13 protein-coding genes are annotated in these 15,499 nt (G+C 70.0%); 5 read left to right on the top strand and 8 right to left on the bottom strand.

Annotated elements, in window-relative coordinates:
- Positions 1-147: 147 nt before the first annotated feature.
- From ACIRRY_RS43615 to ACIRRY_RS43595, 5 genes are all read left to right on the top strand, one after another.
- The gene (locus tag ACIRRY_RS43615) at positions 148-1,476 is read left to right on the top strand and encodes a glycosyltransferase (RefSeq protein ID WP_403984469.1); all 1,329 of its coding nucleotides are present in this window, start codon (positions 148-150) and stop codon (positions 1,474-1,476) included.
- A 9-nt stretch (positions 1,477-1,485) separates the two neighbouring features.
- Positions 1,486-3,762 carry an ArnT family glycosyltransferase gene (locus ACIRRY_RS43610; protein ID WP_403984467.1) on the top strand — a complete coding sequence of 759 codons (2,277 nt, stop codon included), beginning with the start codon at positions 1,486-1,488 and terminating at the stop codon, positions 3,760-3,762.
- 28 nt (positions 3,763-3,790) lie between these two features.
- Positions 3,791-4,525: a response regulator transcription factor gene (locus ACIRRY_RS43605; RefSeq protein WP_403984465.1), complete on the top strand. Its 735-nt coding sequence runs from the start codon at positions 3,791-3,793 to the stop codon at positions 4,523-4,525.
- Entirely contained in the window at positions 4,522-6,057 is a 1,536-nt protein-coding gene (locus tag ACIRRY_RS43600) for a sensor histidine kinase (RefSeq protein WP_403984463.1), read from the top strand. The genes ACIRRY_RS43605 and ACIRRY_RS43600 overlap by 4 nt, the downstream gene beginning before the upstream one ends.
- A 65-nt stretch (positions 6,058-6,122) precedes the next feature.
- Positions 6,123-7,187 carry an alpha/beta hydrolase gene (locus ACIRRY_RS43595; protein WP_403984461.1) on the top strand — a complete coding sequence of 355 codons (1,065 nt, stop codon included), beginning with the start codon at positions 6,123-6,125 and terminating at the stop codon, positions 7,185-7,187.
- A 65-nt stretch (positions 7,188-7,252) separates the two neighbouring features.
- Here ACIRRY_RS43595 and ACIRRY_RS43590 read toward each other — a convergent pair whose 3' ends face one another.
- The 8 genes from ACIRRY_RS43590 to ACIRRY_RS43555 all read right to left on the bottom strand — a co-directional run bounded on the left by ACIRRY_RS43590 (position 7,253) and on the right by ACIRRY_RS43555 (position 15,480).
- Complete coding sequence (locus ACIRRY_RS43590; RefSeq protein WP_403984459.1) at positions 7,253-8,512, bottom strand: MFS transporter; 1,260 nt, start codon at positions 8,510-8,512, stop codon at positions 7,253-7,255.
- The gene (locus ACIRRY_RS43585) at positions 8,509-9,822 is read right to left on the bottom strand and encodes an amidohydrolase family protein (protein WP_403984457.1); all 1,314 of its coding nucleotides are present in this window, start codon (positions 9,820-9,822) and stop codon (positions 8,509-8,511) included. Before ACIRRY_RS43585 ends, ACIRRY_RS43590 begins: the two co-directional genes overlap by 4 nt.
- Positions 9,819-11,402, bottom strand: a complete 1,584-nt coding sequence (locus tag ACIRRY_RS43580; protein ID WP_403984455.1) for an FAD-dependent oxidoreductase — start codon at positions 11,400-11,402, stop codon at positions 9,819-9,821. Before ACIRRY_RS43580 ends, ACIRRY_RS43585 begins: the two co-directional genes overlap by 4 nt.
- Entirely contained in the window at positions 11,399-12,295 is an 897-nt protein-coding gene (locus ACIRRY_RS43575; protein WP_403984453.1) for an alpha/beta fold hydrolase, read from the bottom strand. The genes ACIRRY_RS43580 and ACIRRY_RS43575 overlap by 4 nt, the downstream gene beginning before the upstream one ends.
- Positions 12,292-13,152 carry an alpha/beta fold hydrolase gene (locus ACIRRY_RS43570; RefSeq protein ID WP_403984451.1) on the bottom strand — a complete coding sequence of 287 codons (861 nt, stop codon included), beginning with the start codon at positions 13,150-13,152 and terminating at the stop codon, positions 12,292-12,294. Before ACIRRY_RS43570 ends, ACIRRY_RS43575 begins: the two co-directional genes overlap by 4 nt.
- A gap of 251 nt (positions 13,153-13,403) precedes the next feature.
- Positions 13,404-14,288, bottom strand: coding sequence for a hypothetical protein (locus ACIRRY_RS43565; RefSeq protein WP_403984449.1), 885 nt, complete (start codon positions 14,286-14,288; stop codon positions 13,404-13,406).
- A gap of 50 nt (positions 14,289-14,338) precedes the next feature.
- Positions 14,339-14,749 carry an FAD-dependent monooxygenase gene (locus ACIRRY_RS43560; protein WP_403984595.1) on the bottom strand — a complete coding sequence of 137 codons (411 nt, stop codon included), beginning with the start codon at positions 14,747-14,749 and terminating at the stop codon, positions 14,339-14,341.
- Positions 14,750-14,826: 77 nt separating this feature from the next.
- Complete coding sequence (locus tag ACIRRY_RS43555) at positions 14,827-15,480, bottom strand: VOC family protein (RefSeq protein ID WP_403984447.1); 654 nt, start codon at positions 15,478-15,480, stop codon at positions 14,827-14,829.
- Positions 15,481-15,499 lie beyond the last annotated feature (19 nt).

The following is a 15,499-nucleotide window of genomic DNA, read 5'->3' as shown; positions in this document are numbered from 1 at the left end:
AGCGGGGAAGCAGGCCGAAAATCTCTGACTCTCTGTCAGTTCTCGCTTTGCTCCCCCAGGTCTCCCAGGCGCGTGGGTGACAGTCGTGACCTGTTCGCGATCAAGGCATTGGAGCCGCCCCCGTGTCCCTTCTCGTCTGAGGAAGCCATGTCGCCCATCCCCCACAGCACGGCTCTCACCCACAACTCCGGCCGGACAGTCGCCTTCCAGCCCTCGAGTGGGCCCGCGCGCGCCGACTCCGGCACCGCGACCGTGGAGATCGTCGTCCCCGTCTACAACGAGGAACGGGCCCTGCCCGGCTGCCTGCGTACCCTGCACGCCCGGCTGACCGAGGAGTTCCCCTTCCCCTGGCGCGTCACCGTCGCCGACAACGCCAGCACGGACGCCACGCTTGCCGTCGCCCAGCGCCTTGCGGAAGAACTGCCCGGTGTCGACGTCGTGCACCTGGAACGCAAGGGCCGGGGCCTCGCCCTGCGCATCGTGTGGGGGTCCAGCGACGCGGACGTCGTGGCCTACATGGACGTGGACCTGTCCACCGGCCTCGACGGGCTGCTGCCGCTCGTCGCCCCGCTGGCCACCGGGCACTCGGACCTCGCGATCGGCAGCCGGCTGGCACCGGGTGCCCGCACCGTGCGCGGGCCGCGCCGTGAGTTCATCTCCCGCTGCTACAACGGGATCATCCGGCTCACCCACGGGGTGCGTTTCACCGACGCCCAGTGCGGCTTCAAGGCCGCCCGTACGGAGGTGCTTCGGCCTCTGCTGGCGGTGACTCAGGACGACGCCTGGTTCTTCGACACCGAACTGCTGCTGCTCGCCGAGCACAACGGGCTGCGCGTCCACGAGGTGCCGGTCGACTGGGTGGAGGACATCGACACCCGGGTCGACGTGATGAGCACGGCCACCGACGACCTCAAGGGGTTGTGGCGGATGGCGCGGCTGAAGGCGTCCGGCGCCGCTCGCGTCGAACTGCCCCGCCGCCCCGCCCCGGCCGCCGAGCACCCGGACGCCGTCCTGGCGCCGCCCACCAGACGAGGCGTGTTGTCGTGGGAGGTCGGCTGCTTCATCGCGATCGGTATCGCCTCCACCGTCGGGCAGGCGCTGCTGTACTGGCTGCTGCGCGACTGGTGGCAGCCGGCACTCGCCAACCTGGTGTCACTGCTGGTGCTGACGGTGCTGAACACCGAGGCGAACCGCCGCCTCACGTTCCGGCACGCGGACGCTCGGCCCGCGCGGGCCCACCTGGGCGCGGGCGTCCTGTTCGTGCTCGGCTACCTGGTCACCTCCGGCGCGGTGCTGTGGTTCAAGCAGTCCGATCCGGGCGCCTCGGCGGCCGCCGAGACCGCCGTGCTGGCCGTCGCGTCCGTCGGGGTCACCGCCGTCCGCTTCGCCGTGCTGCGGCTGGCCGTCTTCCGCAGCACGCCCGCCTCCTCACCCGAGCACCGCCACCACCACTCCTGCACTCCTGACGAGAGCTGATCTGCTTCCATGAACGAGTCCTACCGGACCCTGTCCGTCGCGCAGACGCCCAGCGGTCCCTCGGATGCCCCCACCCGCTCCCTGCCCGCCTGGGCGGCACCGGCCGCACTCGGTGCGATCCTGCTGCTGGCGACTGTGCTGTACGGCTGGGCGCTCGGTTCGTTGGACTGGGGCAACGCCTACTACTCCGCGGCCGTGAAGTCGATGGGCAGGAACTGGACCAACTTCCTCTTCGGTGCCTACGACCCGGCCGGAGTCGTCACCGTGGACAAGCCGCCCGCCGCGTTGTGGCCCCAGGTCGTCAGCAGCAAGATCTTCGGGTTGCACGGATGGGCGCTGATCCTCCCGCAGGTGATCGAGGGGGTGGCCGCGGTGTTCGTGCTGCACCGGACTGTGCGCCGCTGGGCCAGGGAGGGAGCCGCGCTGCTCGCGGCCCTCGTGTTCACCCTCACCCCCATCACCGTTGCCATCAACCGGGACAACAACCCCGACACGTTGCTCGTCCTGATGCTGCTGTCGGCGGCCTACGCGCTCACCCGCGCCCTGCAGGCCGAGGGTCGGACGGCGACCTGGTGGCTGTGTGCGAGCGGGTTCCTGATCGGGTGCGGGTTCATGACCAAGATGCTCGCCGCGTGGATGGTGGTCCCCTCGTTCGCCCTCGCCTGGCTCGTGGCGGGAAGCGGCGCCTGGGCGTCCCGGGTCGGCCGGCTGCTGGGTGCGGGAGCCGTCATGGTGGCGTCCTCGTTGTGGTGGGTCGCGATGGTGGCACTGTGGCCGGGGGACCGGCCCTACATCGGCGGCAGCGAGGACGGGTCCGCCTGGAACCTGGTGGTCGGTTACAACGGGCTGGGCCGGGTCTTCGGCTCCAGCGGGAGCTCGTCGCAGGTGATGTCCGGCATGGCCGGGGGCTTCGGCGGCGAGGCCGGTCTCGGGCGTATGTTCAACTCCCAGATCGGCGGACAGATCAGCTGGCTGCTGCCGGCCTGCGCCGTGGCCCTGGCCATCGGGGTGGTGTGCGCGGTGCTGCGCCGCCGTGGGGGACTGGACCCGTCCGGGGTGCTGCCCGACTCCGGGTGGCTGCTGTGGGGATCCTGGCTGATCGTGTGCGCGGTGGTGTTCTCCACCCAGAAGGGCATCTTCCACCCCTACTACACCACCCAGTTGGCCCCGGCGGTCGCCGCACTGTGCGGTGGGATGCTGGCAGCCCTGATCCGTGTCCACCGGGCGGGCCTGTCGTGGGCTCCCTGGGTCGGAGCGGCAGCAGTGACGGTGACGGTCGTCTGGTCGGTGGTGCTCATCCGCCGTACGCCGGACTGGAACGGGTGGCTGATCTGGCCCGTGCTGCTGATCGGCTGCGCGGCGATCGCGCTCCTGTTGGCTCGGCGCGGTGGACGGATTCTCCTGGCCGGGGCGGTCGCCGCGGTGGTGTCGATGCTGGTGGCGCCGGGGGCGTGGGCGGCGAGCGCGTCGGCCTCTTCGAGCTCGTCCAGGGAGGGCTCCAACCCGACAGCGGGCCCGAAAACCTCTTCGATGTTCGGTGGCGGCGGCCTGCCGAGCCAGGGCTTCGGCGGGGGCCAGGGGTTGTCGGGCATGCCCTCCGGGATGCCGACGGACATGCAGGGCTTCCCCGGCGGGGACACCGGCTCGGGACAGGGCGGGATGCCTTCCGGAATGCCGTCTGGGATGCCGTCCGGAATGCCCGGCGCCGGTCAGGGCGGTATGCCTTCCGGTGACCCCAGCGGCATGCCCGGTGCGTCCGGTGGTTCCGGCTCGTCGTCCGGCGGTCAGGAGATGCCCTCCTTCTCGGGTGGCTCCGCCGATCTCAAACGCGCCTCCGGCGGCTCCGACGGCGCGACGCTCACCTCCGACCAGCGCAAGATGCTCGCCTACGCCGTGAAGCACGCGCCGAAGGCGCGGATCAAGCTCGCTGTGGCAGGCGGGTCGGGGTCCAGCGCCACCAGCGCGTTCATCCTCAACAGTGACGAGACGGTGATCGGCATGGGTGGCTTCTTGAACTCCGACGACACTCCGTCGGTCGCCCAGCTCAAGAAGTGGACCAGGGACGGGGAGCTGCGGTACGTCCTCGGAACGGACAACTCCGGCGGTACGGCGACGATGCTGCCGAACATGTCGACGGGGCCGGCCAAGCAGCGCTCGGACTGGATCTCCAAGAACTGCACCAAGGTCTCCGCCTCGGCGTACGGAGGCAGTACGACGTCGCAGCAGAACACGGGCATCGCGGCGCTCTTCGGCGACACCGTGCTCTACGACTGCGCCGGTCGATGAACAGCGACAGGACGGACCCCGCAGCACGATGAACGAGCAGCCCCAGGGCAGGCCGCGGTACAGGCTCCTCGTGGTCGAGGACGAACCCAGCATCCGCACACTGTTGGAGTCCACCCTCCGTCTCACCGGATACGAGGTGAGCGGAGCGGAGAACGGCCAGTCGGCCCTCGTCGAGATCGAACGGCGGAAACCGCACCTGGTGCTGCTCGACGTGATGCTGCCCGACCTGGACGGCTTCGAGGTCACGCGGCGGCTGCGGGCGGCCGGGAACGTCGTGCCCGTGCTGTTCCTGACCGCCCGCATCGACGTCGACGACCGGATCAAGGGGCTGAGCTCCGGCGGCGACGACTACGTGACGAAGCCGTTCCACATCGAGGAGGTGCTTCTGCGCATCGAGGCCATCCTGCGCCGCACGGCCGACCACGGGGCGGAACCGCTCCTTCCGGAGAGCCTGCTGCGCTACGCCGACCTCGAACTCGACGAGGGGGCGCACGAGGTACACCGCGCCGGGCACTACGTTCCGCTGTCGCCGACCGAGTTCAAGCTGCTGGCCTATCTGATGGCAAGTTCCGGTCAGGTGCTGAGCAAGGCGCAGATCCTTGATCATGTGTGGAGCTACGACTTCTCCGGGGACGCACGCATCGTCGAGACGTACGTCAGATACGTGCGCAAGAAGATCGACTGCTTCGAACCGCCGCTCATCCATACCGTGCGCGGCGTCGGCTACTGTCTGCGGCTGCCGCGCGGGGCGGCGGACCAGTGAGACGGTTCCTCCCCCGCCCGCCCGGTTCCCTGCGCCGACGCCTGGTCCTGGGTGCCACTGTGCTGGCCACGGTCGCCGTGCTCGTCTCCCAGGTCATCGGTTACGCGGTGCTGCACTCCTGGCTGGTGGACCGCGTCGACCAGCAGCTCACCGACTTCCACCCGCCTGACCCCGCCTACTTCGATGCCGCCAGAGGGGGCGTCCCCGGCGAGCGGCTCGGTTTTCTGCCGTCCGATTTCCGGGTCTATTTCTACGATGCCTCCGGCCGCCGGATGGACAGGTCGCTCGGTGCGGATGACAGGCCAGGGCCGAGGATCGCGGATTCCGTGCCGCGGCTGGGTCTGCGGGACGGCCATCCGGAGACGGTGGACGCTGTCAGCGGCGACAGCCGATGGAGGGTGCTGCCGAGTGCCGGGCCGGACGGCATGCACGCCGTCGTGGCCCTGCCCCTGGACACGGTCGACGGCGCCACCTCCAAACTCCTGTGGCTCAATGCCATGCTGCTGACCGTCGCTGTCGCCGCCCTGCTCGCGCTGGGCCGCTGGGTCGTGCGGCTCGGCCTGCTCCCGCTGACTCGCATGGAGCACACGGCTGAGCGGATCAGCGCGGGGCAACTCGATCTACGACTCCCGGACACCGATGCACGCACCGAGATCGGACGGCTCGGTGGGGTGCTGAACTCCATGCTGGAGAGACTGCAGCAGGCGCTTCGAGAACGAGAGGCCTCCGAGGCGCGCATGAGGCGCTTCGTCGCCGACGCCGGCCACGAACTGCGCACTCCGCTCACCGTGATCCAGGGCTATGCGCAGCTTGCACTGCGCCGAGCGCGTCTGTCGGCCGACGAGCAGAGCGAGGCCCATCAGCTCATCGCGCAGAACGCCGAGCGCATGGGCCTCCTCGTCAACGACCTCCAACTCCTCGCTCAACTGGACCGAGAACCGTCGTACGAGAGCGCCCCGGTGGACCTGCTCTCCCTCGCGGCGGACGCCGTGCGGACCGCCGCCCTGCACGGGACGAGCCATCCGGTCGACCTCGGGCCGCTGCCGGACCCGGCGGGCAACGACGAACTGGAGGTGGTCGAAGCCACCGGCGATCCTCACCGGCTGAGACAGATCGTCGAGAACCTGCTCTCCAACGCCCGCCTGCACACCCCGTCCGGCACCCCGGTCCATGTCAGAGTGGGCGCGACCGGAGTCAGCGTGGACACCTGCGGAGCCGACCGTCCGGGACGCACCAGTGCGTCACCACCACTGCCTCACGGCACACCCGTGGGCGTCCTCGAAGTGGCGGACGAGGGGCCCGGACTGGCCGCCCAGAACGCCAGGCACGTCTTCGAGCGCTTCTACCGTGCCGACTCCTCCCGCTCCCGCTCCCACGGCGGCAGCGGGCTGGGCCTCGCCATCGCCGCCGCCATCGCCGAGGGCCACGGCGGCCGCCTGGAACTCGACACCGCGCCGGGCCAGGGGTGCACCTTCCGTCTCGTGCTGCCCGCACGGCCTCCGGACGGGCGGACCGATGGCGCACCCCGCTGAGATCCATGCCGACCACGGCGTTCACACCAAAACACCGCGTCGATGCGGTGGGAATGAGGAGCCGCATGCCCTACCAGTGGAAAGTCGCCCCCGAGGACCTGTTCGTGGAGCGGTACCGGCAGATGGTGAACAGCGGTCTGCCGGCCGAGGATGTCGACGCGGTCCGATCGGCGATCGCCGAGATGTGGCCCGACCGGCCGGGCGGCTGGGTGTACGAGTGGTCGCGACTGGCCGCCGGATACGCCGAGCGTCGGCAGCACCGACTCGCGGCGCTCGCCTACGGCTGGGCGAAGTTCCCCACCCTGGCCGACGACACTAAACGCACGGCTCTGGAGCGGCAGCTGGAGCAGTACGTCCTCGCCGCTCCCGGGTTCGAGGCAGCGTTCGAGCGCCGCATCGTCGACGTGCCCTGCGGGGAGGGTGTCACCGCCCTCCCCGTACACCTGCTCACTCCGCGCGGCTGGTCCGGCGATACTCCGGTCCTGCTCGCCAGCGGGGGAGTGGACACATGGAAGATGGACTCCCACGGGCTGTTCGAGATGGTCGCCCTGCGCACCGGCATGGGCGTGCTCGCCTTCGACATCCCCGGCACCGGTGAGTGCGCCGGTCCCATGAACTCGGAGGTCGGCGCCGATATCGTGCGCGCACTGGCCGCCGAGGCGCGAGCGCTGGGCAATGGGCGCGTCCTGCACCTGGGCATGTCCATGGGCGGACACTTCTCGGCCCGCTCGGGCCTGGCCGGTGACGTGGACGCGGCGATCGTCATCGGCGGTCCCGTCGAGACGGCGTTCGCCCGGGGCCGGGGGTTCGCGCACGGCATGGACGGCATCGTCGGCAACGCGCTGGGGTTCGACCACGAACCGACCCCCGACGAACTGGCCGAGAACTGGCCGCACTTCGTCCTGCGTCCACTGCTCGACCTCGACACCAACGTCCCGATGCTCGTGATCAACGGAGCCGACGACGTCCACGTCCCCCAGCAGGACACCCTCGTCTTCGACGGCCGCCGGGACACGGAAGTCCACCTGCTCGCGGACACCGGACACTGTGCCGTTTCCAAGATGCCCCAGGTGCTCAAGCTGATGTTCGAGTGGATCGGCCGTCAGCCGCTGTCGGCCGTCCGCGGCTGACGTAAGACCCGCACCGTACGGGTACGCCACTCGGCGTCGCCGGCAACGGCGCCGGGTGGCCGTTTCTACGTCAGAGCGTCGGTTCGCCGCTCACGGAGGCCCCGGTGCACAGCCACCAGCGCACTCACGGCCAACAGGGCCACCGCCAGGCCGAAGCCGATGCCGGCCGCCCGGAGCCCCACCACGTCGGCCGCCAGCCCGACGCCCACCACGGGCACGGAGATGGCGACGTAGAGCACGGTGAAGTAGGTCGAGGCGACCTCCGCCCGCTGCCCACCGGGCGCTTCGGCATTGATCGCGCCCAACCCCGCGCGAAAGCTCACCCCTTGGCCGAGGCCGGCCGTCACGGCTGCGCCCAGCAGGAGTACCAGCGATCCGACGGCGAGGCTCGCGATCAGTAGGGCCATGCCTGCCATCAGCAGACTGCACCCCACGGGCAGGGCGGCTCGGCCCAGTGGTCGTACGAGGGTGATCTGGCCGATGGCCGAGGCGGCGAACACCGTGCAGACCACGGCGCCCGACAGCGCGGGATCCTGCAGGTGGAGCAGCCGCCCGAGGAACGACGGTGCGACCGCCGTGAACAGCCCGAGCACCGCGAAGCCCGCGAATCCGGCGATGGAGGCCCGTAGGAAGGTGGCACGCACCTGCTCGGGCACCCTCGGGCGGGTCATGCGAAGCCGCGGCCGCCCGGTGACCTCCACCGGTTCCGGCATCAGCCATACCCCGGCCGTGACCACGGCGAGCATGCCGAGGTGCACCTCGAACGGCAACCGCAGGGGAGCGGGGGCGAGTTGGGCGAGCAGGCCGGACAGTAGCGGCCCCGCACCAAGGCCGCCCATGTTCGCCACCGTGGCCACCAGCGTGGCGCGTTCCCCCGCGTCCTGGTCGGCCAGGTCGACCAGTGTGGCGGTCGCGGTCCCGGTGAAGACGCCCGCGGACAGGCCCGACAGGACGCGTCCGGCGATCAGCAGGGGCAGGTTGTCCGCGCTCAGGAACACCAGTGCGCTGAGTACGGCGCAGGCGAGGCCGGGCAGCAGCGTGCGCCGCCGTCCGAGGACGTCCGAGACCCGCCCGAACAGCACCAGCGCGGTCAGGACCCCCACCGCGTACGCGGCGAAGATCACTGTGCTCATGAGGGTCGAGAAGCCCATGCGGTGCTGGTAGAGCACGTACAGAGGGGTCGGCAGGGTGGTGCCCAGCATGATCACGGCGAAGGCCAGGGCCACCAGCCAGAACGCCGTACCTCGCGGTACGGAGGGTCGGCGCGGACGTTCGTCCAGGCGTGGCTGTCCGGGGGACGCGGGGAGCCGACTACGAGGCCTCACGCCGTGTCCATCGCACGGAGGAGTCGTTCGCCCGACTCCAGGAGCCGGTCCTTGATCTTGTCGAGGCCGGGATGGAGCAGGGCATGGTCGCGCTTGCGCCAGCGGCCGGCCACCATCACCGCTTCGATGTTCGCGATGTCGGCGTGCAGGACCGCGGCGACCGGGTTGTGGGCGGGCCAGAGGTTGAGGGCACGGGTGTCGACGGCGACGAGGTCGGCCTGCATACCCGGCTCGATGCGGCCGACCCGATCGGCGAGGCCGAGTGCCTTCGCTCCTTCGACGGTGGCCCATGCCAGCGCCTGCTTGGCGGTGACCGACGGCGTGGTGGCATGTGTGCCGGTGCTCTGCCGGTGGCGGGCGTGATCGAGGCCCCGCTGGTGGGCGAGGGCGACGCGGGCGGCGGTGAGGACCTGGCCGGGGACGACGGTGTCGACGTCGGTGCCGAGCGAGGGGGCCGCGCCGTGGCGCAGCAGGGCGCCGGTGACGGGGGTGCCGTGGCCCTGGCCGAGTTCGTTCTCCGGTGTGCTGGTGAAGGTGACGCCGGACTCGACGAGCCTCTTGACCCAGCCGTCGGGCAGGTCGGAGCCGTGCACCACGTTGGTGCGGGGGCCGAACAGTCCGGCGTCGCGTACGGCGTCCCAACCGGGCGCGAGGTCCCCGCCGCTCTGGTGGAGGGAGGTGACGAGACCGCGTTCGGCCGCGGCTCTGAAGTCGGCCACCGCGGTGTCGGGGGAGGAGTACTGCGGTCCCTGGACGGCCATGCCGAGCGTGAGGAGGGGGTGATCGCCGGCGGGTCCGTCCAGCAGGCGGTCGATCTCGGCGAGCGGATGGGGGAGATCCGGGTCCCGGTAGGGGGTGCCGTGCAGGAAGACGGCCCGGATGCCGACCTGTACGAGCCCTTCGACGGCGGCGTCGGCGTGCTCGGGCGTCACGCTGTTGTGGCACCAGTCGCCGAGGGTGGTGGTACCGCAGTTGAGCTGGTTCAGCGCGCCGGCGAGATTGCTGACGTACATGTCGTCGGGCCGGTAGTGCCGGACGGCGCCCCCGTGCAGGTGGGTGAGGTACTCCATGAGCGTCCAGTCGGCGCCCACGGCACGCAACCCCGTCTGCCAGGTGTGCAGGTGGGCGTTGACCAGGCCGGGGATGATCACGCGTCCGGTGAGGTCGACGGATTCGGCGTCGGATGCGTCCAGGTCCTGGCCGACCACCGCGATGCGGTCGCCGTCGATGAGGATGTCGGCACGTTCGGCGTCGGGGCGGCCGGGCGCCATGGTGACGACCCGCGCGCCGCGCAGCAGTGTGCGGTTCATGCGATGCCCTTCATACCGGGAGGCTCCTGACACGGTGCCGCTCCTGCGGAGGGCGTTACGGCCTGGATGGCGGTGCGGGTGCTCAAGAGGATGTCTTCGGTCGCGATGTGTCCGATGTAGCCGTCGGGGCGCACGAGCAGCAGAGTGTCCTGGGTGAGGCCGTGGACCGAGCCGAGTGTTCCCGCGGGGTCGGCGAGGACGTGGTCGGCGCGCACGGCGGCGGAGCCGACGGCGATCCGCTGCAACGGCGCGCCGGATGCGGGCCATTCGAGCTGATCGAGGGCGTGGACGGCTCGCCGGCCGTGGGCGAGGGCGGTGAAGTGCGGTCCGCGCAGGACGTCGAACAACCTGACGTGCTTGCCGTCGCCGCCGCTCAGCACGGCGTCCGGCGCCCGGTCGCCGACGCGAAGGGTCGTGGTGCGGTCGCTGTGGGCGGGGGCGAGGGGGCCGCCGAAGTAGGTGAGGGCGAGCTGCTGTTCGTCCTTGCCGCGCTTGAGGCTCGACGGGTCGAGCTTGGTCATGCCGGCGTAGTTCTTCGTGGACAGGCCGAGCACCTCGGCCGCGATCGGCATCCGTTCGCTCTCGTAGGTGTCAAGGAGTGCGGGGTCGGTGCCGGCCAGGACCTGGGCGAGCTTCCAGCCGAGGTTGTAGGCGTCCTGGATGCCGGTGTTCAGCCCCTGGGCGCCGGCCGGGGTGTGTACGTGGGCGGCGTCGCCTGCGATGAAGACGCGCCCTTGGCGGTACCTCTCGGCGAGGCGGATGTTGGGCCGGAACACCGATGTCCACCGGATGTCGTTCAGCGTGATGCGCTTGTTGCCGGTGATCGAGCGGATCCGTTCGTTGAGCCGCGCCTCGTCGAGCACGGGCTCCTCGTCGGCCGCCAGCCGGATCATCCACTGGAAGATGTCGCTGTGGGGCAGCGGACAGGCGCCGGCGAACCTGCCTCCGAGGCGGGGCCACATGTGCCACCGGTCCCGGGACAGGCCCGTGGTGATGGCGTCCACGATGATCATCCGGTCCTGTTCGTCCGTCGACCCGGTGAAGTCGATGCCGAGCTGCTTGCGGACGGTGCTCGAACCGCCGTCGGCGCCGACGACGTAACGAGCTGTGATCTCCTCGGTGCCGTCGGCGCCCGCCACCTTGGCGGTGACAAGGTCGCTGTCCTGGGTCAGTTCGACGAGTTCCGTCGCGAACTCGACGTGGTGGCCGAGCTGTTCGAGGCGGTCGTGCAGAGCGCGGTCGGTGCTGTACTGGGGGATCAGCCACGTGTTGGGGTACGGAACGTCCGTGCTCGGCTGCCGGTTGCGCATCATCCGCCACGGAACCGCCAGCGGGCCGGCGTGGATCCCGAGCAGCGGATAGGGACTGCCGCTCGCGAGGACCGAGTCGAGTGCTCCGAGGTCCTCCAGCACCTCCAGGGTGCGGGGCTGGACGCCCTTGGCCCGTGAACCGTCGAAGACGTGGTCCGACTTGTTGACGACACGGATGTCCAGGCCGCGCCGGGCGAGGTCGACCGCCAGGGTGGTCCCGGTCGGACCGGCGCCGATGACCAGGACGTCGAGGGTCTTGTGCTGGTTCATGAGTCCTGCCTTTTCGCGTGGGCCGCCGTGAACGAGACGATGTGCTCGGCGACTTCGCGGGGTCGTTCGTAGGGGGCCATGCGGCCGCAGTCGATGACGTGGCACTGCTGCGGCTTCAACAGAGCTCGCGCGGTGTCGAGTTGGTCGATGGGCGTGACGTTGTCGTCGGCGCCCCAGAGCAGCAGCGTCGGGATGCCCAGTTCGCCCGCGCGCCCGAACAGCTCGGCGCGGCCGGACAACGGCACATGCTGGAGCGTGTCGAAGAACGCGTACAGCGAGCCTTCGTAGCGGTAGGCGTCGAGAACCATCGCGGTCAGCTCTGCCTGCCGCTGGGGATCACGCACGTTGTGGCCCAGGTGTCCCTCCAGCAGCCGGCGCCCGAACCGGCGCGCGATGACCCCGGTCAGCAGGTCACTGGTGAACAGCCGGTGCGTCGGTACCTTCTTGGGGATGAGCCCCGCGGGTCCCGCGATGGTCAGGGTCATCAGGGACTCCCGGTACCGCGCGGCGTACCGCATCGCGACGAGGCCGCCGATGGAGGTGCCGACGAGATGTACCGGCTGCCTGATGCCGAGCCTGTCCTTGAGCTCGAAGAGCTGGCGGACGAAGAGCGTCTCGTCGTACGTCGCCCGCACCCGGTCCGAGTAGCCGCGCCCGTACGCGCTGCAGGCCAGGGTGCGTAGCCCCCGGGCCTGCAGTTCCGCAGCCAAGCGGTCCCAGTAGAAGAGCGGAACCGTGAGACTGCCGGCCAGCAGGACGACGTCGCCGGCCTCGGGTCCTGCCAGCTCGTAGTGCGTGACACCGACGGACAGCTCGATGAAGCTGCCGCGCAGGCTCTGCCGCGAGACCGGGTCGAGACGGCGGTCCTCGTCGGTGGCTACGAAGTACCTCATGGTCGGCCTCCTTGCCGCTGCCGGGTGCTGTCGGAGTGGGAGTCGAGGAACGTGGCGATGGCGCCGCCGACCCAGTGCGGATCCTCTTCGGGCAACAGATGGCCGCCTTCCGGATGGACCAACTCCCGGGCGCCGGGGATGTCCCTGGCGAAGTGCTGGCCGTCGATGCCCGCGCTGCGCAGCACCAGGGTCGGCACCGCGATACCGGAGATCTCCGCACTGCGGTCGGGCTGGTCGGTGTTGACGAAGTCGACGAAGGCCGACCGGTTCCCGGGCCGGCTCATCAGCTGGTACGACCGCTCCACCATCTGCGCCATCGACTCTTCGGCGATGCGGGGGTTCGGGCCGACGGCCGAGCGCAGGTTCCGCTCGATCACGCGACGCGGCATCGCCCGGCGCAGGAGGGGGCGCAACAGTGGGTTGCGGGCCAGTCGCATGCCTGTCGGGAGCGACTTCTCCGGGTAACCGGTGGCGTTGACGAGCACCAAAGCGCTGACCCGCTCCGGACGGTCCACCGTGAGGTTCCACCCGATGTTGCCGCCCAGGGAGTTGCCCACCACGACACTGCGGCGAACACCCAGGGCCTCCAGGAACCGGGCGACCGTGGCCGCGTACGTGGGCACGCGGTAGTTGCGGTCGGCGCGCGGCCCGGTGAGACCCCATCCCGGCAGATCGGGGCGGATGACGTCGTAGGACGCCGACAGCCGGGATGCCACGCCCTCGAAGTGGTGCAGGGACGAGGCACTGCCGTGCAACAGCACGACCGCCGGTCCGTGCCCGGCGCGTTTGTAGTGGACCCGCAGACCATCGACGTCCACGAACAGTGAGTCGGATTGGGGTTCAGACCAGATACTCATAACGGTTACAGTGTTGCCGATATGGATTGCTGTCAAGCGGGTGGCCACTTCCTGGCGCCGAGATCATGCAGCCGTGTCCGAGGCGACGGGTGATGAGGCCGGTCGCACGGGCGGTCCGTACGCGGTCGGCGTGGACGACGTCCTCGCACGACAGGGCGCTACCGCGGGGATGTATCCGAGCTTTTTGTTGTCGCCGTGGGCAACGTGGCCAGGACGCTCGTGTTCGTAGCGGCCGACCTCGCACAGCCGGTTCAGTCCGCGCCGAACGAGACGGGGTGCACCGTGGCCGGGGTCACGGTGATGCCGTGCTGCCGCTGCAGGTCGGCGGTGAGTCGGGCATTGGGCGGGCGGGGAGGATTGGTCGAGCAGGCCGTTCTCGCCGTGCGCGCGCCGGAGGGCGTACCGCTTGGCCGGACAGCGGCGGGGGACACCGGCTTCCGCCGCGATGTGCTGGATCGGTCGCCCGCAGTCTCATCGTGCAGGCCGGCAGGACCGCCACCCATCCAGGTGGGATGGCGGCAACGGTCACTGGAAGTCGGTAGTGGCATCGTTTGCGGCCAGGATCGCGTGTACCGGCGTGCTGATGCCTGAAGCTTGTCGGCGGGACGGTGGTTGGCGAGGTTCCACAGGGCGGCGAGGGTGACCTCGTTGCGGTAGCTGGGCGTGTCGGCAGTCATCCGCTCCATCCAGTCCCAGGCGCCGTCGCCGGGGTGACCCACGCTGGCGATCATCAGGGGCTCCTCGCCCGCGGCGAGATTCTTGGCGGCCTCCTCGACCACGGAGAGAAGCTCGGCGGGGTAGGCCGAGAGATCCAGGCCGGTGAAGGGGACGAGTGCGACGGTGGAGCGTATCCGGGCATCGGTCGAGGCCAGGGCCAGTGCGTGACCGCCGGACATGCTGGTGCCGACGACGCCCAGCCGGTCGGTGTCGATGGCATCGCGGTCGGCGAGGTGGTCGAGCGCGTGGCGGTAGACGCGCTGCTGTGCGTCGAGGTCCATGTGCTGGCGCGGTGCGCCCTCACCGGCGGTCATGAGCACGTAGTCGCCGTCTGCGTGGGCGATCAGGACGCCGCAGAGGTTCGGTTCGTAGATCGAGCAGGGGTGTGTCTGTGCCCTCCGGGTGAAGGGCGGGGGCACTGTTGGCGCCGTCGGCGGCTACGACGAATCTCGCGGTCACGTCCTCCGTGTCACGGACCGTGGTGCCGCGCCGGAAGTCCACGAGGGGTTCCCGTTCCAGGGCCTTCCGCAGCACGGGCATCAGGAGGTGCTGTCCGATGTGGGAGAGAGGAACGGGCTGTGGGTGCGTACGTGCGCAAGCTGTGCGGAGTCTTCGAGGAGGTCGATCTCGCCCAGGGTTCGTCGGTGAGCCGGCAGTTCCGGCGGATGATGTTGACCGTCTCGACGGGTGGGTCCAGCTCAGTGATCTCCTGTGCCGGTTTCGGTGATGCCTGGTGCCAGATCTCGAAGGAGCGCGCGTTGACGACATGTGCCGCGGGATGCAGCAGGGGGTTCGTTCGCCGTTCGACGACGGTGCCGGGTATGCCGTGGCGGGCGAGCAGGAGAGTGAGGGTGCAACCTGTCGCTCCCGCTCCGACGATGACGACTGGCTCGGTCGGTCAGTCGTCTCTGTCGGGCCGGTCGTGTCGGTCGCTTCAGTCGGTTCGATGGACACGGCTCAGAGCGTCTTCCACGTGATCGCCCGCTTGTTGGCCCGCGGGGTCGTGCCCGGGCGGGTGCCGGCGCCGGGCTTCAGCAGGTCCGCTGGGGACGCACCGCTCCTGAGCCGTTCGAGCAGATAGCCGGCATCGATCTCGGTGCCGATGGAATTGTCGGCGAAGGCGGTGCTGCCGAAGTGGTCCGCGGTCTCTTGGGACGTGGGGAAGTTCTCGGTCTGGAACTCCAGCCGGATGCCGTCGGGGTCCTCGTAGTAGAGGGAGGTCGTGGGGCCGTGGTTGATCGCCCACACCGGCAGCACTCCGGCCTTCCTGAGGCGGTCATAGTTCGACAGCAGCCGCTCCAACGACCGGAAGGTGAAGGCGAGGTGGTCGATTCCGTAGATCTTCCGGCGGAACCGGGCCAGGGGGAAGACGTATCGAAGGAGGCGAGGGACCTTGACGAGGGCCAGGCGGTGGCTCTCCTCGTCCCATGTCAGGAAGGCGATCTGCTTGTCCTCGTGGACGACGTGCGCTCCGAAGACGGTCCCGTACCAGGCGGTCATCTCCTTGCTGCGGGCGGTCTTGACGACCCAGTGGGCCAGGAAGTCGGGAGCGACGGCGTCCGCGGACGGTGATCCCTGGCCGGCCGCGGTGTCGGGGTTCGTGTGCTGCATGTGCTGTCCTTCCACGGGG

Origin of the sequence: Streptomyces sp. NPDC101776 (genome assembly GCF_044766845.1) — a bacterium.
Taxonomy (GTDB): domain Bacteria; phylum Actinomycetota; class Actinomycetes; order Streptomycetales; family Streptomycetaceae; genus Streptomyces.
This window is presented reverse-complemented; position numbering and strand designations above follow the sequence as displayed.

Coding starts and splice junctions, on each gene's coding strand:
- ACIRRY_RS43575 (WP_403984453.1), bottom strand. CDS start 12,295: ATGAGGTACTTCGTAGCCACCGACGAGGACCGCCGTCTCGACCCGGTC.
- ACIRRY_RS43580 (WP_403984455.1), bottom strand. CDS start 11,402: ATGAACCAGCACAAGACCCTCGACGTCCTGGTCATCGGCGCCGGTCCG.
- ACIRRY_RS43555 (WP_403984447.1), bottom strand. CDS start 15,480: ATGCAGCACACGAACCCCGACACCGCGGCCGGCCAGGGATCACCGTCC.
- ACIRRY_RS43570 (WP_403984451.1), bottom strand. CDS start 13,152: ATGAGTATCTGGTCTGAACCCCAATCCGACTCACTGTTCGTGGACGTC.
- ACIRRY_RS43610 (WP_403984467.1), top strand. CDS start 1,486: ATGAACGAGTCCTACCGGACCCTGTCCGTCGCGCAGACGCCCAGCGGT.
- ACIRRY_RS43595 (WP_403984461.1), top strand. CDS start 6,123: ATGCCCTACCAGTGGAAAGTCGCCCCCGAGGACCTGTTCGTGGAGCGG.
- ACIRRY_RS43605 (WP_403984465.1), top strand. CDS start 3,791: ATGAACGAGCAGCCCCAGGGCAGGCCGCGGTACAGGCTCCTCGTGGTC.
- ACIRRY_RS43615 (WP_403984469.1), top strand. CDS start 148: ATGTCGCCCATCCCCCACAGCACGGCTCTCACCCACAACTCCGGCCGG.
- ACIRRY_RS43585 (WP_403984457.1), bottom strand. CDS start 9,822: ATGAACCGCACACTGCTGCGCGGCGCGCGGGTCGTCACCATGGCGCCC.